General features: G+C 67.1%; 16 protein-coding genes and 1 tRNA gene. 13 read left to right on the plus strand and 4 right to left on the minus strand.

Annotation, left to right across the window (positions count from 1 at the left end; all coding sequences use genetic code 11):
- Window positions 1-6 precede the first annotated feature (6 nt).
- The 5 genes from lgt (at window position 7) to ACFE6Z_RS04130 (ending at window position 9,133) form a co-directional block, all read left to right on the plus strand.
- Window positions 7-1,026: a prolipoprotein diacylglyceryl transferase gene (gene lgt / locus ACFE6Z_RS04110; RefSeq protein WP_375384394.1), complete on the plus strand. Its 1,020-nt coding sequence runs from the start codon at window positions 7-9 to the stop codon at window positions 1,024-1,026.
- A 94-nt stretch (window positions 1,027-1,120) separates the two neighbouring features.
- Complete coding sequence (gene gltB / locus ACFE6Z_RS04115; protein ID WP_375384395.1) at window positions 1,121-5,707, plus strand: glutamate synthase large subunit; 4,587 nt, start codon at window positions 1,121-1,123, stop codon at window positions 5,705-5,707.
- On the plus strand, window positions 5,700-7,166 hold the full coding sequence (locus ACFE6Z_RS04120; RefSeq protein WP_375384396.1) for a glutamate synthase subunit beta: 1,467 nt from the start codon (window positions 5,700-5,702) through the stop codon (window positions 7,164-7,166). The genes gltB and ACFE6Z_RS04120 overlap by 8 nt, the downstream gene beginning before the upstream one ends.
- 62 nt (window positions 7,167-7,228) lie before the next feature.
- Window positions 7,229-8,671 carry a pyruvate kinase gene (gene pyk / locus ACFE6Z_RS04125; RefSeq protein ID WP_375384397.1) on the plus strand — a complete coding sequence of 481 codons (1,443 nt, stop codon included), beginning with the start codon at window positions 7,229-7,231 and terminating at the stop codon, window positions 8,669-8,671.
- 75 nt (window positions 8,672-8,746) lie between these two features.
- Window positions 8,747-9,133 (plus strand): SHOCT domain-containing protein, encoded by a 387-nt coding sequence (locus tag ACFE6Z_RS04130; protein WP_375384398.1) that lies wholly within the window; start codon window positions 8,747-8,749, stop codon window positions 9,131-9,133.
- Between the two features lie 49 nt (window positions 9,134-9,182).
- On the opposite strand, the gene ACFE6Z_RS04135 is transcribed toward ACFE6Z_RS04130, so the two are convergent.
- Window positions 9,183-9,265 (minus strand) — tRNA-Leu (locus ACFE6Z_RS04135).
- A gap of 39 nt (window positions 9,266-9,304) precedes the next feature.
- Between ACFE6Z_RS04135 and ACFE6Z_RS04140 the strand changes: the two genes are divergently transcribed.
- The gene (locus tag ACFE6Z_RS04140) at window positions 9,305-9,925 is read left to right on the plus strand and encodes an ANTAR domain-containing response regulator (protein ID WP_375384399.1); all 621 of its coding nucleotides are present in this window, start codon (window positions 9,305-9,307) and stop codon (window positions 9,923-9,925) included.
- Window positions 9,926-9,946: 21 nt separating this feature from the next.
- Here ACFE6Z_RS04140 and ACFE6Z_RS04145 read toward each other — a convergent pair whose 3' ends face one another.
- Window positions 9,947-10,378 (minus strand): hotdog fold thioesterase, encoded by a 432-nt coding sequence (locus ACFE6Z_RS04145; RefSeq protein ID WP_375384400.1) that lies wholly within the window; start codon window positions 10,376-10,378, stop codon window positions 9,947-9,949.
- A 54-nt stretch (window positions 10,379-10,432) separates the two neighbouring features.
- Between ACFE6Z_RS04145 and polA the strand changes: the two genes are divergently transcribed.
- The 3 genes from polA (at window position 10,433) to ACFE6Z_RS04160 (ending at window position 15,948) form a co-directional block, all read left to right on the plus strand.
- A complete protein-coding gene (gene polA / locus ACFE6Z_RS04150) occupies window positions 10,433-13,087 on the plus strand; it encodes a DNA polymerase I (protein ID WP_375384401.1) in 2,655 nt (884 codons plus the stop codon).
- Window positions 13,088-13,145: 58 nt separating this feature from the next.
- Window positions 13,146-14,822, plus strand: coding sequence for a DUF885 domain-containing protein (locus ACFE6Z_RS04155; protein ID WP_375384402.1), 1,677 nt, complete (start codon window positions 13,146-13,148; stop codon window positions 14,820-14,822).
- Between the two features lie 88 nt (window positions 14,823-14,910).
- Window positions 14,911-15,948 carry an LLM class flavin-dependent oxidoreductase gene (locus tag ACFE6Z_RS04160; protein ID WP_375384403.1) on the plus strand — a complete coding sequence of 346 codons (1,038 nt, stop codon included), beginning with the start codon at window positions 14,911-14,913 and terminating at the stop codon, window positions 15,946-15,948.
- Window positions 15,949-16,325: 377 nt separating this feature from the next.
- Here the strand turns inward: ACFE6Z_RS04160 and ACFE6Z_RS04165 are convergent, their stop codons facing one another.
- Complete coding sequence (locus ACFE6Z_RS04165; RefSeq protein WP_375384404.1) at window positions 16,326-16,862, minus strand: helix-turn-helix transcriptional regulator; 537 nt, start codon at window positions 16,860-16,862, stop codon at window positions 16,326-16,328.
- On the opposite strand from ACFE6Z_RS04165, the gene ACFE6Z_RS04170 reads away from it, so the two are divergent.
- The 4 genes from ACFE6Z_RS04170 (at window position 16,803) to ACFE6Z_RS04185 (ending at window position 19,865) form a co-directional block, all read left to right on the plus strand.
- Window positions 16,803-18,035, plus strand: coding sequence for an LCP family protein (locus ACFE6Z_RS04170; protein WP_375384405.1), 1,233 nt, complete (start codon window positions 16,803-16,805; stop codon window positions 18,033-18,035). The two genes, ACFE6Z_RS04165 and ACFE6Z_RS04170, sit on opposite strands and share 60 nt — an antisense overlap.
- Window positions 18,036-18,178: 143 nt before the next feature.
- The gene (locus ACFE6Z_RS04175) at window positions 18,179-18,727 is read left to right on the plus strand and encodes a peptidoglycan-binding protein (protein WP_375384406.1); all 549 of its coding nucleotides are present in this window, start codon (window positions 18,179-18,181) and stop codon (window positions 18,725-18,727) included.
- Window positions 18,728-18,904: 177 nt separating this feature from the next.
- Window positions 18,905-19,084 carry a hypothetical protein gene (locus ACFE6Z_RS04180; protein ID WP_375384407.1) on the plus strand — a complete coding sequence of 60 codons (180 nt, stop codon included), beginning with the start codon at window positions 18,905-18,907 and terminating at the stop codon, window positions 19,082-19,084.
- 19 nt (window positions 19,085-19,103) lie between these two features.
- Complete coding sequence (locus ACFE6Z_RS04185; RefSeq protein ID WP_375384408.1) at window positions 19,104-19,865, plus strand: SGNH/GDSL hydrolase family protein; 762 nt, start codon at window positions 19,104-19,106, stop codon at window positions 19,863-19,865.
- Between the two features lie 9 nt (window positions 19,866-19,874).
- On the opposite strand, the gene ACFE6Z_RS04190 is transcribed toward ACFE6Z_RS04185, so the two are convergent.
- A complete protein-coding gene (locus ACFE6Z_RS04190) occupies window positions 19,875-20,453 on the minus strand; it encodes a dihydrofolate reductase family protein (protein WP_375384409.1) in 579 nt (192 codons plus the stop codon).
- Window positions 20,454-20,455: the final 2 nt, after the last annotated feature.

Genomic DNA, 20,455 nt, shown 5'->3' on the forward strand with positions numbered 1-20,455 from the left:
GCACTCATGCTTTCCACCGCGCTGAGCGCTCTTCCGGGATCAGGTGTGCTCACCAGCATCCCGAGCCCGCCCGTTTCGACGTTCACGGTCGGCCCCTTCACGATCCACTACTACGCGCTGTGCATCATCGCGGGCATCATCGCGGCGGTCGTGCTCACCAACCACCGGCTCACCCGGCGCGGCGCCGAGCCCTGGGTCGTCATCGACATCTCGCTGGTCGCCGTCCCGCTGGGCATCATCGGCGCACGCATCTTCCACGTGCTCACCCACCCCGGCTTCTACTTCGGCCCCGGCACGAACCCGTGGGCGGTGTTCTACATCTGGGAGGGCGGAATCGCGATCTTCGGCGCCCTGATCGGCGGCGCGGTGGGCGCATGGCTCGGCTGCCGCTGGACCGGCATCCGATTCTGGACATTCGCCGACGCTTTGGCGCCAGGTTTGATCATCGCCCAGGCCCTCGGCCGCTTCGGCAACTGGTTCAACCAGGAGCTGTTCGGCCTGCCCACCGACGTGCCGTGGGGCCTGGAGATCGACAGCAGCAACCCCGCCTTCCCTCCAGGCCTCGAGCCCGGCACCCTGTTCCAGCCGACGTTCCTGTACGAGGTCATCTGGAACCTCCTCGGTGCCGCGGTGATCGTCTGGGCGGGCCGGAAGTTCCGCCTGCAGTGGGGCCGGACGTTCGCGATCTACCTCATCTGGTATGGCGCCGGGCGCATCGTCTGGGAGTCGATCCGCATCGATCCCAGCGAGATCTACTTCGGGCTCCGCACCAACGTGTGGGCCGCCATCGGCGCCGTGATCCTGGGCATCGGGATCTTCTTCGTGCAGAAGCGCCGGCACCCCGGATTCGAGGCATCGCCCTACGTCGCCGGCAGGGAGTGGCACCCGAAAGGCGCGGTAGACTCCGAGGACAGCACCGACTTCGTCGACGTGAGCCCACCGCCCGCATCCGAAGAGCTCACTTCCGCCACCAGCGGGGCGACAGCCACAAGCACCGGCCCCTCGGGTGAGAAGTCCCTCTCGTAGCGAGAGTTCTCACCCGCGCTTCCGCGAGCACCGCGGTTGAACCAGTACAGGGCCGACGTCGTCCCATCTCAGCATCAATGTGAGGACGGTAGTTATGGCTTCTGGCCCCCGTCACGGCGCCGACAGTCCCGGCTTCGGCGCGTTCCCTGCACGGCAGGGGATGTACAACCCCGCGTTCGAGAAGGACGCGTGCGGGCTGGCGATGGTCGCCACGCTCCGCGGCGAGCCCGGCCACGACATCATCGAGCTCGCGCTCACCGCACTGCGCAACCTCGAGCACCGCGGAGCGATCGGCTCGGATGCCGGAACCGGCGACGGCGCCGGGATCCTCACGCAGATGCCCGACGCGTTCCTGCGCAACGTCGTCGACTTCGACCTGCCCCCGGCCGGCCAGTACGCCGCGGGAATGATCTTCCTGCCGCTGGACCCGCAGCAGCGCGAGGCGCAGAAGACGGGGATCGAAGAGGTCGCAGCATCCGAAGGCCTCGTGGTGCACGGGTGGCGCACCGTCCCGACCGCACCCGACAACCTCGGCAGGCTCGCCTACAACGCCCGGCCCTCGTTCGAGCAGCTGTTCGTCTCGCGTCCGGCGGTCGGCGACGCCCCCGCGCTGTCGGGCATCGCCCTCGACCGGCGTGCGTACCGCCTGCGCAAGCGCTCGCGCACCGAACTCGGCGCGTACTTCGTGTCGCTGTCCTCGCGCACGCTCGGCTACAAGGGCATGGTCACCACGCTCCAGCTCGAGCCGTTTTACCCCGACCTGCAGGACGAGCGCTTCGTCTCGGAACTCGCGGTCGTGCACTCGCGGTACTCGACGAACACGTTCCCGTCGTGGCCGCTCGCCCAGCCTCTGCGGATGCTCGCCCACAACGGGGAGATCAACACCGTCAACGGCAACCGCAACTGGATGCGGGCCCGCCAGTCGCAGCTCGAGTCGGAGCTGATCGGCGACATCCGCCCGCTGCTGCCGATCTGCACCGACGGCGCCAGTGACTCCGCGTCGTTCGACGAGGTGCTGGAGCTGCTGACCCTCACCGGTCGGAGCCTCCCGCACGCCATCATGATGATGGTGCCGGAGGCCTACGAGAAGCAGACCGACATCGACCCGAAGCTCCGGGCCTTCTACGATTTCCACTCCATGCAGATGGAGCCGTGGGACGGACCGGCCGCCCTCATCTTCACCGACGGCACGCTCGTCGGCGCCACGCTCGACCGCAACGGCCTGCGCCCCGGCCGCTGGACCGAGACGACGGACGGACTCGTCGTCATCGGCAGCGAGACCGGCGTGCTCGACTTCGAGCCCTCGCGCATCAAGCGCCGCGGGCGCCTGCGCCCCGGCCGCATGTTCCTCGTCGACACCGCCGCTCAGCGCATCGTCGAGGAAGATGAGATCAAGCAGCAGCTCGCCGAGCTCGAGCCGTGGCAGGAGTGGCTCGATCGTGGTCGCGTGCGCCTGGCGGAGCTCCCCGAGCGCGAGCACATCGTGCACCCGATTGCCTCGATCACACGTCGGCAGCGCACGTTCGGCTACACCGAAGAGGAGGTGCGCATCCTTCTGACCCCGATGGGCCAGAACGGCACCGAGCCCCTCGGGGCGATGGGCAGCGACACCCCCGTGGCGGTGCTCAGCGAGCGCCCCCGTCTGCTGTTCGACTACTTCACCCAGCAGTTCGCCCAGGTCACCAATCCGCCGCTGGACTCGATCCGCGAAGAGGTCGTCACCTCGCTCTCGCTCGGCCTCGGGCCCGAGCTCAACCTGCTCACCTGGGGGCCCGAGCACGCGCGCACGATCACGCTCGACTTCCCGGTGATCAACAACGACGAGCTCGCGAAGATCCAGCACATCGACACGGCGGTCCCGGGCCGCAGCTCGGTCACGGTCCGGGGGCTCTACCGGGTCGAAGCCGGCCACAAGGGCATGCAGAAGCGCATCGCGCAGATGTGCACCGAGGTCGACCAAGCGATCGAGGATGGGGCGGAGCTCATCGTGCTCTCCGACCGCGACTCGAACAAGGATCTGGCTCCCATCCCATCGCTGCTGATGGTCGCCGCCGTCCACCACCACCTGATCCGCAACGAGACCCGCATGAAGGTGGGGCTGGTCGTCGAGGCCGGCGACGTGCGCGAAGTGCATCACGTCGCGACACTCATCGGGTACGGAGCATCCGCCGTCAACCCCTATCTCGCGATGGAGACCGTCGAATACCTTGTCCGCGCCGGCTACATCACCGAGGTGAGCCCCGAGAAGGCCGTGAAGAACCTCATCTACGCGCTCGGCAAGGGCGTGCTGAAGATCATGTCGAAGATGGGGATCTCGACCGTGTCGTCGTACGCGGGCGCGCAGGTGTTCGAGGCGATCGGCCTGTCGGCCGACTTCGTCGCCGCCTACTTCACCGGCACCGAGAGCAAGCTCGGCGGCATCGGGATCGATGTGATCGCGGCCGAGAATGCCGCGCGGCATTCCTTCGCCTACCCAGAGGATGCTGCGGCCCGCGCCCACGAGCGGCTCTGGACGGGCGGCGAGTACCAGTGGCGCCGCGACGGCTCACCGCACCTGTTCAACCCCGACACCGTGTTCCGGCTGCAGCACGCCACCCGCGAGCGGCGCTACGACATCTTCCGCGAGTACACCAAGCTCGTCGACGACCAGGCGAACGAGCTGAAGACCCTGCGCGGGCTCTTCGGCCTGAAGAGCGGCGTGCGCCCGCCCGTGCCGATCGACGACGTCGAGCCGGTCTCGGCGATCGTGAAGCGCTTCTCGACCGGTGCGATGAGCTACGGCTCGATCTCGAAAGAGGCGCACGAGACCCTCGCGATCGCGATGAACTCGATCGGCGGGAAGTCCAACACGGGGGAGGGCGGCGAAGACGTCGACCGCCTCTTGGACCCACGGCGCCGGAGCGCCATCAAGCAGGTCGCGTCGGGCCGGTTCGGCGTCACGAGCCTGTACCTCACCCAGGCCGAGGACATCCAGATCAAGCTCGCACAGGGCGCGAAGCCCGGCGAGGGCGGCCAGCTGATGTCGACCAAGGTGTATCCGTGGATCGCACGCACACGTCATTCCACCGCGGGCGTCGGTCTCGTCTCGCCGCCCCCGCACCACGACATCTACTCGATCGAAGACCTCAAGCAGCTGATCTTCGATCTGAAGCGTGCCAACCCGAAGGCTCGCGTGCACACCAAGCTCGTCAGCCAGTCCGGCATCGGCGCGGTCGCGGCGGGCGTCGCGAAGGCGCTGTCGGACGTCATCCTCGTGTCCGGCCACGACGGCGGCACGGGTGCGAGCCCGCTCAATTCGCTCAAGCACGCCGGAACCCCGTGGGAGCTCGGCCTCGCCGAGACGCAGCAGACGCTCATGCTCAACGGGATGCGCGATCGCGTGATCGTGCAGGTCGACGGGCAGCTCAAGACCGGACGCGACGTCATCATCGGCGCGCTGCTCGGCGCGGAGGAGTTCGGCTTCGCGACCGCGCCGCTGGTCGTCTCGGGCTGCATCATGATGCGCGTCTGCCACCTCGACACGTGCCCGGTCGGCGTCGCGACACAGAACCCGGCGCTGCGGGCCCGGTTCTCGGGCAAGCCCGAGTTCGTCGTGAACTTCATGGAGTTCATCGCGCAGGAGGTGCGGGAGTATCTCGCCGAGCTCGGCTTCCGCAGTCTCGAGGAAGCCGTCGGGCATCACGAGCTGCTGGATGTCAACGGCGCCGTGGAGCACTGGAAGACGCACGGGCTCGACCTCGCGCCGATCCTGGAAGGCCCCGAATTCGCAGAGGATGAGCCGCGTCGCAACCACCGCGGCCAGCTGCACGAGCTCGACAAGCACTTCGACGTGCAGCTGATCGAGCGTGCCCAAGACGTCATCGCGCACGGCGGCCACATCACGATCGATCTGCCGATCCGCAATACGGAGCGCGCCGTCGGCACGATGCTCGGCAACAAGGTGACGCTCGCACACGGCGAGAACGGGCTGGAGTCCGGCTCGATCGTCGTGAACCTCACGGGCTCGGCCGGTCAGTCCTTCGGCGCGTTCATGCCCGCCGGAATCACGCTGCGCCTCGAGGGCGACTCGAACGACTACGTCGGCAAGGGGCTCTCGGGCGGCCAGATCGTCGTCCGGCCCCCGCGCGGCGCCACGTTCGACGCATCGAAGAACGTCATCGCCGGCAACGTCATCGGCTACGGCGCCACCCAGGGCACGATGTTCCTGCGCGGCGTGGTCGGGGAGCGGTTCTTCGTTCGCAACTCGGGGGCCACCGCCGTGGTCGAAGGGGTGGGTGACCACGCCCTCGAGTACATGACCGGCGGTCTTGCCGTGATCCTCGGTGCGACCGGTCGCAACCTCGGTGCGGGCATGTCCGGCGGAACGGCGTACATCTACCGGCTCGACCAGGCGCTGGTCAACCGCGAGGCGCTCAGCTCGGGCGAGCTCTCGATCGGTCCGCTCGGGGCCGGCGACGCCGAGATCCTCCGCGACCTGCTCACGCTGCATATCGCAGAGACCGACTCGGAAGTGGCTGCGGCTCTCCTCGCCGACTTCGAGACCGAGATCGACAACTTCGTCCGCGTTCTCCCACGCGACTATGCCGCGGTGCTGCAGACGAGACAGGATGCTGTCGCCGAAGGCCTCGACCCCGACGGAGACGTCGTCTGGACACGCATCCTGGAGGTGACCGGTGGCTGATCCCAAAGGCTTCATGAAGGTCACGGAACGAGAGCTGCCCCCGCGGCGGCCCGTGCCCGTGCGCATCATGGACTGGAAAGAGGTCTACGAGCCCGGAGACTCGGCGGTCATCCGCCGGCAGGCCGGCCGCTGCATGGACTGCGGCATCCCGTTCTGCCACAAGGGCTGCCCACTCGGGAACCTGATCCCCGAGTGGAACGACCTCACCTGGCGTGGCGAGGGCAGGTCGGCGATCGAGCGGCTGCACGCGACCAACAACTTCCCCGAATTCACCGGACGCCTGTGCCCCGCGCCGTGCGAGAGCGCATGCGTGCTCGGCATCAACCAGCCCGCCGTGACGATCAAGCAGGTCGAGGTCTCGATCATCGACGAGGCGTTCGCCAACGGCTGGGTGGAGGCCGAGCCGCCCGGACGCCTCACCGGAAAGACCGTCGCGGTCGTCGGCTCCGGGCCCGCGGGCCTGGCCGCCGCGCAGCAGCTGACCCGCGCGGGGCATACCGTCGCGGTGTTCGAGCGCGACGACCGCATCGGGGGGCTCATGCGCTACGGCATCCCCGATTTCAAGATGGAGAAGCGCCACCTCGAGACGCGGCTGCGCCAGATGCGCGACGAGGGCACCCGCTTCCGTGCGGGCGTCGAGATCGGCGTGGACATCACGTGGGCCGACCTGCGCAACCGCTATGACGCCGTCGTGATCGCGACCGGCGCGACCGTTCCGCGCGAGCTGCCGATCCCAGGGCGGGATCTTGCCGGCGTGCACTTCGCGATGGAGTACCTCGTCGAATCGAACAAGGCGACCGCGGGCGACCGCGTGCCCCATCAGATCAGCGCAGAGGGCAAGCACGTCGTCGTCATCGGCGGCGGCGACACCGGAGCGGACTGCATCGGCACCGCGCACCGCCAGGGCGCCCTCAGCGTGACGAACCTCGCGATCGGCACGCAGCCTCCGGGCGAGCGTCCGCCCCATCAGCCCTGGCCGATGTCGCCGACACTGTTCGAGATCTCGTCCGCACACGAGGAGGGCGGCGAGCGCGCCTACCTCGCCTCGACGGTCGAGTTCCTCGGCAACGACGCCGGCGAGGTACGCGCGCTCCGCGTGGCCGAGACGGAGTTCGCCGGCGGACGCCGGGTGCCCAAGAGCGGCACGGAACGCGACATCCCGGCCGACCTGGTGCTCATCGCGATGGGCTTCAGCGGCCCTGAGCAGGCGCTCGTCCACGAGCAGCTGGGCGCGCAGTTCACCGAACGCGGCAACGTCGCGCGCGATGATCTCTATCAGGCCACCGCGCCCGGAGTGTTTGTCGCGGGAGACGCCGGTCGTGGCCAGTCGCTCATCGTCTGGGCGATCGCGGAGGGCCGGGCGGCAGCGGCACGCGTCGATGAATACCTCATGGGCCAGACCGCCCTGCCGGTACCTGTTCACCCGGGCGACATCGCGATCGGTCTGCAGCCCGCGTAGGCTGACCACGGCCTTTCCTCGCCTGGAAGCCATCACCACCAACCCCCCCGGAGTACACACGGATGAGACGCGCCAAGATCGTCGCCACCCTGGGCCCGGCCACATCGTCGTACGAGATGGTTCGCGCCATCATCGACGCCGGTGTGGACGTCGCCCGCCTGAACCTCAGCCACGGCGACTACAGCGTGCACGAGGCGAATTTCGCCAACGTCCGGAAGGCCGCGGATGATGCCGGTCGCCCGGTCGCGGTGCTGGTCGACCTGCAGGGCCCCAAGATCCGTCTCGGCAAGTTCGCCGACGGACCGCACGAACTCGCCGTCGGCGACATCTTCAAGATCACGACCGAAGACATCCCCGGCACGAAGGAGATCGTCTCGACGACCTTCAAGGGCCTGCCCGAAGACGTCAACCCCGGCGACTTCCTGCTGATCGACGACGGCAAAGTGCGTGTCGAGGTCATCGCGGTCGAAGGACGCGTCGTCACGACGAAGGTGATCGTCGCGGGCGCCGTGTCGAACAACAAGGGCATCAACCTGCCCGGCGTCGCCGTCAACGTTCCCGCCCTGTCCGAGAAGGACGAAGCCGACCTCCGCTGGGGTCTGAAGATCGGCGCCGACCTCATCGCCCTGTCGTTCGTGCGCAGCGCGAAGGACGTGCAGCGCGTCCACGTCATCATGGCCGAGGAGGGCCGCCACGTCCCGATCATCGCGAAGATCGAGAAGCCGCAGGCCGTCGACAACCTCGAAGAGATCATCGACGCGTTCGACGGCATCATGGTCGCCCGCGGCGACCTCGGCGTCGAGCTGCCGCTGGAGGCGGTTCCGATCGTGCAGAAGCGCGCGGTCGAGCTGTGCCGTCGGATGGCCAAGCCGGTCATCGTGGCGACGCAGATGCTCGAATCGATGATCAACAGCCCCGTCCCCACGCGCGCCGAGACCAGCGACGTCGCCAACGCCGTGCTGGACGGCGCCGATGCGGTCATGCTCTCGGGCGAGACCAGCGTGGGCGACTACCCGGTGATCGTCGTGGAGACGATGGCCCGGATCGTGGCCTCCACCGAGGATCACGGCCTCGAGCGCATCGCGCCCCTGACCACCAAGCCCCGCACCCAGGGCGGCGCGATCACCCTCGCCGCACTGGAGGTCGCCGAGTTCGTCGAGGCGAAGTACCTCTGCATCTTCACCGAGTCGGGCGACACCGCGCGCCGCATGTCACGCCTTCGCCCCCGCATCCCCATGATCGGGTTCACCCCCGAGCCGGCGATCCGCCGGCGCATGGCGCTGACGTGGGGCGTGAGGTCGACCCTGGTCGAGCCTGTCACCCACACCGACCGCATGTTCATTCAGGTCGACGACTACTTCCTCGCGAACGACCTCGCGAAGGTCGGCGACAAGGTGGTGGTGATCTCGGGATCCCCTCCCGGAATCATCGGCTCGACCAACGACATCCGCATCCACAAGATCGGCGACGCCGTCCACGGCAAGGCCCCCGTCTACCGCGAGTGACGCGTCGGTGGACGGCGGAACGGTCGCGCTCGCTATGCTGAGCGCGACCGTTCCGCGTTCTCGAGAGGACAAGTCATGAACTTCTGGGATTTCTTCTGGTTGCTGCTGTGGGGCTTCTACTTCGTCGCCTACATCTACGTGCTGATCCTGATCATCCTCGACCTCTTCCGCGACCACACGCTGAACGGCTGGTTCAAGGCGGTGTGGATCGTGTTCCTCGTGTTCGTGCCCTTCCTCACGGCCCTGGTCTACGTCATCGCGCGCGGCAGGGGCATGGCCGCGCGTCTACGGAGCAGGCACGGCGTCGTCGCCGAGTCAGACGACTACCAGCCGAAGGCCTCCAGCGATCCGACCGGCGACATCGCGAGGGCCAAAGAGCTCCTGGATGCCGGAGCCATCTCGTCCGGTGAGTTCGAGGCGCTCAAGAGCAAGGCGCTGGGCAACCAGTACTTCGGCGCCTGATCGCGGGTTCACGGCCGAAGGCCGCCCCGGGAGGGGCGGCCTTCGCACGTACCGGTGGTGGGACTCGAACCCACATGCCCTCACGGGCAACCGATTTTGAGTCGGTCGCGTCTGCCATTCCGCCACACCGGCCAGCAACGCTCGCGAACGACCATACCGTAGGATTCACACGTGACTGATCCCGATATCGCAGCCGAGCCCGTGACCTCCGCTCCCCGACGCGTCGTCGTCGCCGAGGACGAGTCGCTCATCCGGCTCGACATCGTCGAGATCCTCCGCGACAACGGCTTCGACGTGGTCGGCGAGGCGGGCGACGGCGAGACGGCCGTGCAGCTGGCCACGGAACTCCGCCCCGATCTGGTGATCATGGACGTCAAGATGCCGCAGCTGGACGGCATCAGCGCCGCCGAGAAGCTCAGCAAGAACCACATCGCCCCCGTCGTGCTGCTGACCGCCTTCAGCCAGAAGGAGCTCGTCGAGCGCGCGAGCGAGGCCGGTGCCCTGGCGTATGTCGTCAAGCCGTTCACCCCGAACGACCTGCTTCCCGCGATCGAGATCGCCCTGGCCCGCTACGACCAGATCATCACGCTCGAGGCCGAGGTCGCCGACATGGTCGAGCGATTCGAGACCCGCAAGCTCGTCGATCGCGCCAAGGGCCTGCTGAACGAGAAGATGGGCCTCACCGAGCCCGAGGCGTTCCGCTGGATCCAGAAGGCGTCCATGGACCGCCGCCTCACGATGCAGGACGTCGCGAAGGCGATCATCGAGCAGCTGGCGCCCAAGAAGGGCTGAGCGGCGCCCTCCAACCCGATTTCAGCTCGGGGGAAGGTCCTTGATCATGTTGGTGATCCGGATGGTCGAGAGGCGCCTGCCCTGATCGTCGGACACGACGATCTCGTGCACGGTCATGCTGCGGCCGAGGTGGATCGGCGTGCACACCCCCGTGACGACGCCGGATCTCGCCGAGCGGGTGTGCGTGGCGTTGATGTCCACGCCGACCGCGAGTCGCCCGGGCCCGGCGTGCAGATTCGCGGCCATCGAGCCCAGCGATTCGCCCAGCACGACGTACGCTCCGCCGTGCATCAGCCCAACCGGCTGGGTGTTCCCCTCCACCGGCATCGTGGCGACGCAGCGCTCGATCGAGAACTCCTGGTACTCGAAGCCCATCTTCTCGGCGAGTGCGCCGACGCCGCGCTGCGCGGCCCATTCCATCGGATCCATGCGGGGGTCGGGAACGAGGGTCATCGCACTCCAAGGGGATACGGCGGAGGTGTCGTGTGCCCTGGCTAGGCTGACAAGGTGACGGACTCCGCAAAGCCTACCCTCCTCGTCGTCGACGGCCATTCGCTGGCCTACCGCGCGTTCTTCGCCCTCCCCGTGGAGAACTTCTCAACGAAGGACGGTCAGCACACCAACGGCATCTACGGGTTCCTCGCGATGCTCATCAACCTCATCAAGGCCGAGAAGCCGACGCACATGGCGGTCGCGTTCGACACGTCTCGCAAGTCCTTCCGTACGGATGTGTACCCCGAGTACAAAGCCAATCGCTCGGAGAGCCCGTCCGAATTCAAAGGCCAGATCCCGATCCTGCAGGACTGCCTCGCCGCCATGAGCATCACCGTGCTACAGAAGGAGGAGGTCGAGGCCGACGACATCCTCGCGACGCTCGCCACCCAGGGCGCCGAGGCCGGCTTCGACGTGCTGGTCTGCTCGGGCGACCGCGACACGATCCAGCTCGTGAACGACGACATCACGCTGCTCTACCCCAACGTGCAGGGCGTCTCGCAGCTCAAGCGCTACGACCGGCAGGCGGTCATCGATCGCTACGGTGTTCCGCCCGAGCAGTATCCCGACATCGCCGCGCTCGTCGGCGAGACGAGCGACAACCTGCCCGGCGTTCCGAAGGTGGGGGAGAAGACCGCGGTCAAATGGATCGGTCAGTTCGGGTCGCTCGACGCGCTCCTGGAGAATGCCGACAAGGTCACCGGCGTGGTGGGTGGCAACCTGCGCGAGAACATCGACGGCGTTCGCCGGAACCGCGCGCTCAATCGCCTCCTCCGCGACGTCGAGCTGCCCGTGACCGTCGCCGACCTCGAGGTGCGGCCGATGGACGCCCAGGCGGTGCGCGACATCTTCGCCCGCCTGGAGTTCAAGACCCTCATCCCACGGGTGGCCGAGCTCGCCGGCATCGAGCAGCAGATGGCGGCGGTCACGTCTGCCGCCGCGGTGCCGATGCCCGCACCGGAGGAACTCGCCCCCGAGGCCCTGGCATCCTGGCTTCGCGCGGCCGACGGCGAGGTCGGTGTGACGATCCAGATCGAGGCGGGACTGCCCGCCCGCGTCGGCTTCGCAACGAGCGATACCGTCGCCGAGGCGTCGTGGGCGCCGGCGACGGCGGCAGCGATCGCCGAGTGGCTCGCGTCGGACGCACCGAAGGTCTTCAGCGACGCCAAGCAGCAGGTCAAGGCACTGCGCCGGGCGGGGCTCGAACTGGGCGGCCTCGCTTTCGACACCGTGCTGGCGGGGTGGCTCATCCGTCCGAGCTTCCCGGACAAGAGCCTCGTCGACCTCGTCGACCGCTACCTCGACGAGAAGCTCCCGGTCGCCGACCCGACGCAGCTGGTGCCCGAGACCGAGGGGGCCACCGCCGGCCAGCTGTCGTGGTTCTCGCTGCGGGTCGCCGACGCCCAGCGTGCCGAGCTCCCCGACAGCGTGGGCAGGGTGCTCACCGAGATCGAGCTGCCGACCCTGCGCGCCCTTGCCGACATGGAGCTCGCGGGCGTCGCCGTCTCGCACGACAAGCTCACGGAGTTCTCCGGTGTGCTGGGCGTCCGCGCCGACGCGCTGGCACAGGAGGCCTACACTGCGATCGGCCGCGAGGTGAATCTCGGCTCTCCGAAGCAGCTGCAGGAGGTGCTGTTCGAAGAGCTGGCGCTCCCCAAGACCCGCAAGACCAAGACGGGCTATTCGACGGATGCCGCGGTCCTGGCCGACCTGCAGGAGACCAACCCGCATCCGTTCCTCGACCTTCTGCTCCAGCATCGCGAGGCCACGAAGCTGCGGCAGATCATCGAGTCGCTCGACAGCGCTATCCAGACCACGGCGACCGGCGGCGACGGGCGGGTCCACACCACCTACGTCCAGACCGGCAGCCAGACCGGTCGGCTCTCGAGCACCGACCCCAATCTGCAGAACATCCCCGTGCGCACCGACGAGAGCGGCCGCATCCGTGCCGCTTTCGAAGTGGGCGAGGGGTACGAGACGCTGCTCACCGCCGACTACTCGCAGATCGAGATGCGGATCATGGCGCACCTGTCCGAAGACCCGGGGCTCGTCGAGGCGTTCAACTCGGGCGAGGACACCCACCGCTTCGTCGGCGCGCGCGTGTTCGGCGTCGAGCCGGCCGACGTGACTCCCGCGATGCGCACGAAGGTCAAGGCGATGTCGTACGGCCTCGTGTACGGCCTCTCCGCATTCGGGCTCTCCAAGCAGCTGCGCATCGAACAGGCCGAGGCCAAGCTGCTGATGACGGAGTACTTCGCCCGGTTCGGCGCGGTTCGCGACTACCTGAGGTCGTCGGTCGAACAGGCCCGCATCGACGGGTACACCGAGACGATTTTCGGGCGTCGTCGGCCGTTCCCCGACCTCACGAGCCCCAACCGGGTGCTGCGAGAGAACGCCGAGCGCGCGGCGCTGAACGCTCCGATCCAGGGGAGCGCAGCCGACATCATGAAGATCGCGCTGTTCCACATCCACGACGAGTTCTCGGCGCGCGGGCTGCGGTCGCGGGTGCTGCTGCAGATCCACGACGAGCTCGTCATCGAAGTCGCCGCGGGGGAGTGGGATGCCGCGGAAGAGGTCGTCCGCTCGCGGATGGCGGACGCCGCCGCGCTGTCGGTGCCGCTGGATGTGCAGATCGGTCGCGGGGCGGACTGGAACGAAGCGGGTCACTGACGCCGGCCTGCCGTTTCGCAACGTTGTCAGGCTCGCGGGGCATGCCTAGGCTCGGAACATGACCGAATCACCCCGCACCCCGACGCAGGTCGACACGATCGCCGACGCCTGGGTCGACACCCTCGCCGAACTGCTGCCCACCGTCGCGACCTACATCGGCAGGTCTGAATTCAACGACCGGTACGGCGACTATTCGCCGGCGGGGATGGATCGACTCGCCGACGCCGCACGACAGACCCTCGAGGCTCTCGACCGGGCGGAGCCCGTCGACGACATCGATCGGATCACCAAGGCCGACCTCATCCGCGAGCTTCGGCTCGACCTCGATCTGCACGCGTCGGGCTGGCACCTGCGCGACCTCAACGTCATCGCCTCGCCCGCGCAAGACATCCGCGCGGTCTTCGACCTCATGCCGACCGCGACGGCCGAAGACTGGGCCGTGATCGCGAAGCGGCTGAAGGCCGTGCCCGCGGCGATCGAAGGCTACGTCGCGACGCTGCGCGAAGGCATCGCCCGAGGCGTCGTCCCGGCCCGCAGGCAGGTGACCGAAGTGGCCACCCAGATCGCGCGGTACACCGCCGACGCGGGCTTCTTCGCGTCATTCGCCGGCGACGCGAGCCCGCAGGAGGGTCAGCTGCCGGCATCCCTCGCGCGCGAACTCGCTGACAACGCCAACGTGGCACGCGTCGCGTACGACGCCCTCGCGGCCTTCCTCACCGGCGAGCTGGCACCCGCATCGAGCGAGCAGGATGCTGTCGGGCGCGAGTTGTACGCCCTCCAGTCGCAGCGGTTCCTGGGGGCCACGATCGACCTCGACGAGACTTACGAGTGGGGCGTGCAGGAGCTCGCACGCATGGTGGCCGAGCAGGAGGCGATCGCGAACGAGATCCTCGCCGGCGCGACGGTCCAAGAAGCGATCGCCTTCCTCGAAGAGGACTCGAGCCGGAAGCTCCACGGCACCGACGAACTGCAGAAATGGATGCAGGCCACCAGCGACAGTGCGATCGAAGAGCTCGGCAAGACGAATTTCGACATCCCGGAGCCCATCCGCACGCTCGAGTGCATGATCGCCCCGACCAACGAGGGCGGCATCTACTACACCGGCCCGACCGACGACTTCTCGCGCCCCGGACGCATGTGGTGGTCGGTGCCCGAGGGTGTCGACACGTTCGACACGTGGCGCGAGCTGACGACGGTCTATCACGAGGGCGTCCCCGGACATCACCTGCAGATCGCGCAGGCGGTGTTCAACCGCACCGAGCTGAACACGTGGCGACGGCTGCTGGCGGGCACGTCCGGGCACGCAGAGGGGTGGGCGCTGTACGCCGAGCGTCTCATGGAAGACCTCGGGTTCCTCGACGACCCGGCAGATCGCCTCGGGATGCTCGACGGTCAGCGGATGCGGGCGGCTCGGGTGGTGCTCGACATCGGCGTGCATCTCGGGAAACCGCGGCTGGACGGCACCGGCACGTGGGATGCCGAGTACGCGCTGGAGTTCATGATGCGCAACGTCAACATGCCCGCCGAGTTCATCAGATTCGAGGTCAACCGCTACCTCGGGTGGCCGGGGCAGGCACCGTCGTACAAGGTCGGGCAGCGCATCTGGGAGCAGGCGCGTGATGACTACAAGGCCGCGCACGGCGACGACTTCGACATCAAGGACTTCCACAAGCGCGCCCTCGACATGGGCGGCGTGGGCCTCGACACCCTGCGCGAGGCGCTGCGGGAGAACTGACCGGCGCGCCGAACGGGCGGCGGTGCGTGCGGGAATGACGGACAGCATCCTGCGTTTACATGTTCGTGAATGAAAAAGGATGCCTGACATGACCTCGCCCACCACCGTCGACCTCGGGCTCGACACGTTCGGCGATATCACGCGAGATCAGCAGGGCGAGTTCGTGAGTGCTGCCGAGACGATCCGCAACGTCGTCGACCAGGCCGCGCTGGCCGACGAGGTCGGCCTGTCGTTCTTCGGCGTGGGGGAGCACCACCGCCGTGAGTTCGCGATCTCGAGCCCCGAGATCGTCCTGGCCGCAGCGGCGGCGCGTACCCAGAGCATCCACCTCGGCACGGCGGTGACCGTCCTCTCATCGGACGATCCGGTGCGCGTGTACGAGCGCTTCGCGACGCTCGACGCCGTATCGAACGGTCGCGCCGAGGTCATCCTCGGCCGGGGCTCGTTCATCGAGTCGTTCCCGCTCTTCGGCTTCGATCTGCGCGACTACGAAGTGCTGTTCGAAGAGAAGCTCGACCTGTTCCACCAGTTGATGACGGAGAAGCCGGTCACGTGGCAGGGCACGACGCGCGCTTCGCTGGATGCCGCCGACGTGTTCCCGAAGACGGCGAACGGCCTGAAGGCGTGGATCGGCGTCGGGGGCTCTCCCGAGTCGGTCGTGCGTGCGGCACGGTACGGATACGGGCTGATGCTCGCGATCATCGGCGGCTCGGCCGACCGCTTCCGCCCGTTCGTCGACCTGTACCACCGGTCGCTCGACTCGTTCGGGCGCGAGACGCTGCCAGTGGGCGTGCATTCACCCGGACACATCGCCGAGACCGACCAGCAGGCGTGGGACGAGGCGTACGCGGGCTTCGAATCGATGAACAACACGATCGGCCGGGAGCGCGGGTGGCCGCCGTACAGCCGGATGCGGTTCCAGCACGACGTGGGCCCGGAGGGCGCGCTGTACGTCGGTTCACCCGAATCGGTCGCGCGCAAGATCGCTGCGACCGTGCAGACGCTGGGGGCCACCCGGTTCGACATGAAGTTCTCCACCGGCACGCTGTCTCACGAGAAGATGATGCGCTCGATCGAGTTGTACGGCACGAAGGTCGCTCCGATCGTCCACGACCTGCTCGCGTGAGTCGTTGTCCGGACCGTTTCGCGGTACGTCACGAGAATCCCTAACATGTCTCCATGACGGATGCCGCACCCCGCGCCGCTTCGCTGTCGCAGCGCTTCGACCTGCCGTTCACCCGTCGTAATCTGCGGGCGTTGACCGGCTCGGGCATCGGCTAGACGCGATGGACGTCGGACGCATCTCGTTCATCGCGGCGCACGCAGTGGAGCCTCGGACGCGGGCCGGACCGTGTGGATCGCCTCGATCGGATTCGTCGGCGTGGCGATCAGCGCGAGCGTGGACGGGCTCCTCGCCGACCCCTTCGGGCGGTGACCACGCCGTGTCGTCACTACGTGCTGCACGACGAGCGTGCGTACATGAGCCACGTCCTGTCGCGAATCTCAGCCAGATACTTCGTTCTCCACAAGACCCTGGGAATCGATCCCCGAGGCGAGGTCATCGAGATCGATGTTGAGAACATTAAACACCCGAGAAATGGTCTCGAGAGTTGGATTGGATCCAGCACCACGAGATGAGCGTGCCCTTTCAAGGCTCCCGTAGGTGATCACCGCGATACCAGCCGAGTGCGCGACCTGCTCCTGCGTCAGCCCTGCCCGCGCCCGTGCGCTGCGCAGCACTCGTGCGATCAGGTGCGCGAGAACTGCTCGATGATCGGCCCGGTGAGAGTCGAAATGCAAGACGCTACCCCCTACTAGACAGCTCCTCGCTCTCACGATACGCGACTTCCCATGCGTCATTTCTATGTCGTATCTGCTAGTGACCAAGGGGCAATGTGAGTACCATCCACGCCTAGAAATCCGTACTTGATCGGGCCGCGAATTGCTGAATCGGGACCACCATGATGAATAATCACTGCGGTGAGTAAACGTCGTCGTCGCACCCCGCTCGCGCGTCACGGGCAGCTCAAGTCTCCGCATCCAGTCGCACAGTTTCTAAAGATCTTGGCTGCGTCCACGGCAGTCGTGCTCGTTGCGAGCCTCGGCATCGTGGGCTTCAACGCATGGAATCTCACCTCGACCATCGATGCCCATTCGGTCGAACTGGAGGGACAATCGGCCGCACCGCCCGGGCTGGGAGCTATCGAGGGCGGTTTCAACATGCTCCTGGTTGGCACGGACGCATGCGAGGCGGCGTACATCCAGTATTTCCCCGGACGCTGCATCCCAGGTCAGGATGAGGCCGAGCTCAACGATGTGAACATCCTGATTCACGTCTCGGACAACCCTCGTCGCGTCACCGCGATCTCGCTGCCCCGCGATCTAATGATCCCGCTCCCGTCGTGCACTGCGGCAGACGGGAGCGTCAGCTCGGCGATGAGTAAGCAGCCGTTGAACGCGTCATATAGCTACGGCGGGCTCTCTTGCGTCGCCAAGACAGTCTCTGCCTTGACCGGCGAGAACGTCGACTATGCGGCGAAGCTCACCTGGGGTGGGGTGATTGAGATCACCAATGCCATCGGCGGCGTCGATGTGTGTGTCGCGAACGGCATCTACGACGACAACACAGGGCTTGCTCTTGCCCCGGGTACCCACACGTTGCAAGGCGTTGAGGCGCTGGAGTTCCTGCGCACTCGTCACGGAGTAGGCGACGGCTCAGACCTGGGACGTATTTCCAACCAGCAGCTCTACATGTCAGAGCTGGTCAAGAAGATCGTCAGCGCCGACACTCTCTCTGACCCGGCAACCCTGTACCGGCTCGCCACAGCCGTCGTGAACAACGTGACGCCGAGTTCGAGCCTGAAGAGCCCACTCACGCTGGTCCAGTTGGCGCTCACGATGAAAGGTGTGGGATTCAGCGACATCGTGTTTGTGCAGTACCCAACGGGTACCGACCCAGACGATGCCAACAAGGTCGTACCGAACGACGCTGCAGCAACAACGCTGTTCAGCGCACTCGACGCGAATCAGCAACTCATCATCACCGGCGGCACCAGCCCAGATAGCTCCAATAGCGGCACGGTCGTGGCCAGTCCGACGCAAGATCCGGCCAGTCCTAGTCCGACAGCCTCCGCGTCGGGCGCAGTGGAGCTACCACCCTCGATCACCGGGCAAACAGCAGATCAACAAACCTGCTCAAACGGCAACGGGTGAGAATTCACGCAATCGCTCAAAGAAAATCCCCGTACCATGGCACGGCTCTCGAGAAAGTGTGTTGCAGCTTCTTGATGGCAGCGGTCCGTGGCAGGAGGCTCACCCGTGAGGCGGCAGATCGCTGCCAGTGAGGGTGTGAAATCATGGCTCGCAAGACGAAGCTGGGACTACTCGCGGTTGCTGCTGCGGCACTGCTGACACTCGGAGTCGCCGCGCCATCTATGGCTGACGACGCAACTCAATCTCCTGCTCCGCTCCAGGTGCTGGCTACTGACGATTCAGCAGTGCCTCCGGAGGTCGACCCCGCGGTGCCCGACGTTGAATTCCGCCTCGCGCCAGAACTCCAAGCGCGCCGCTTGAGCTACTGCAACAACTACGTCAACATCACCCCCTCGGGCGGCGGCTGGTACAGAATCCCAGCATCCGGATCCTCGATCGACTGCGTCATGGAGACCGGCGTTGTGAGTAGCGGGGTTGGCCAGCTCCAGCTGACGCTCAACATTTGCTACGGTGCTGGGTTAACCGTTGACAACGATTTCGGTCCAGCAACCTACAACGCGTTGCTGAACGCCCAGAGCGCTGAGGGGATCGCCGTCGACGGCGTGTACGGATCGCAAAGCCGCACGTACCTGAAGTGGCGCAGTTCCACCACGGGCGGCAACTGCGCTCACGGCTACTCGTTCGGCGTCTAACCCATCAAGACGGCAATCGCCGGTGCGCCCCCGCGGGTGCACCGGCGATTTGTCCTCAAACGTCGACGGCTCTCATCATCCGCCCTGGAGCACACCCTCCAATTTCCGCCCCGGTTGAGATAATTGCTCTAACCACACCTGCGCCACCCTGTCATACCTCGACCACGGGAGTCGCGCTTGCTTTTCACCTGGTGGGAGGCGGGCGGCGGCCGGTTCGCCTCGATCGTCGCGCCGCTCACCGTCCCGGTGCTCTTGGCATCGGGCGGCGCTCCATCGCTCTTGGTGGTCTTCGCCGTAGCCGCCGGAGCGGCGGGGGGACTGGTGGACAGGCGCGGACGCGCGTTGGATGACTGCTGACGGACCATAGGGTGGGAAGGTGGCATCCGTCAGATTCGTCGCTATCGGCGACTCCTTCACAGAGGGCGTCGGCGACGACCTCCCCGACGGCCGCGTGCGCGGCTGGGCCGACATCGCGGCACAGGGATGGGCGGATGCCTCGGGCGAGCCCATCGAGTATGCCAACCTCGCGATCCGAGGCAAGCTCGCCTGGCCGATCGTCCATCAGCAGCTCGAACCCGCCCTCGCCCTGAAGCCGACGCACCTCTCGTTCAACGGAGGCGGCAACGACATGCTCCGCCCGCGGACCTCGATCGCCCACATCGCCGACGCGTTCAGCCTGGTGCTGCGCCGCTGCGACGAGGAGGGGGTGCGGCTGCTGCTCCTCTCCGGGGCGAATCCGTCTGCGCAGCTCCCGCTCTCGCCGCTCATCCAGCGCCGCGGCGACCTGCTCTCCGAGGCCGTCGTCGCGCGAGTGGCCGACCGGCCCGACGTCGTGCGCGCGCTGAACTGGCCGGACCGCGAGCTGTCGACCCCCACTTACTGGGCCGAGGACAGACTGCACATGAACTCTCGCGGACACCACCGCGTCGCGGCACGAGTGCTCAGCGCGCTCGGGCTCGAGCCTCCCGCGCAGTGGTGGTCGCTCCCGGAGCTGCCGGCCGCCGTTCGCCCGAACGCGCGCACCTACTACCGTGATCACCTCGGCCCGTGGGTGCGCCGACGGCTCACCGGCACGTCCTCCGGTGACGGACGAGAGCCCAAGCACGCCGAGTGGGTCGAACTCGCTCCGATCACCTGACTCGGTCGATCAGCTGCCCGGAGGCCCGACCGAATAGACCAGCCGGGCGAACTGACCGGTGCGATCGACGGATTCAAGTCGCAGCCGATCGGACTCGATCACTCGGGGGAGGAGCGGGCGGCCCGAGTGGAGGGTGACGGGCGCGATCGACACCCGCAGCTGGTCGAGATGCCCGGCATCCGCGAACTGGCCGACGAGGTCACCGCCACCCACAAGCCACACATCACGGTCGCCCGCGGCGGCGGCGATCTGCTCCCAGTGCTCGCTCACCGGCCCCCGGATGAACCGGATGTCGGCGCCGGGGACACGCGGGAGGTCGCGCGTGCTGAAGACGAATGTCGGGAGCGCCCCGTAGAACTGCTGCCATTTCTCGGGATGCTCGGCCAGATGCTCATGCGCGACGACCCATTCGTACGTCGTGGAGCCTTCGACCATGACGCCGACGCCGGCGAAGAAGTCCGGGAAGCCCGCGTCGCCGGTCTCGGCGGTCTCACCGCCGGGCACACGGAACAGCCAGTCCAGGGAATCGGCGTCATCGGCGAGGAACCCGTTGAGCGTGGTCGCCGTGTAGAAGATCGTCCGGGGCATGC

The sequence above is a fragment of the uncultured Microbacterium sp. genome, from assembly GCF_964244775.1.
Lineage (GTDB): Bacteria > Actinomycetota > Actinomycetes > Actinomycetales > Microbacteriaceae > Microbacterium.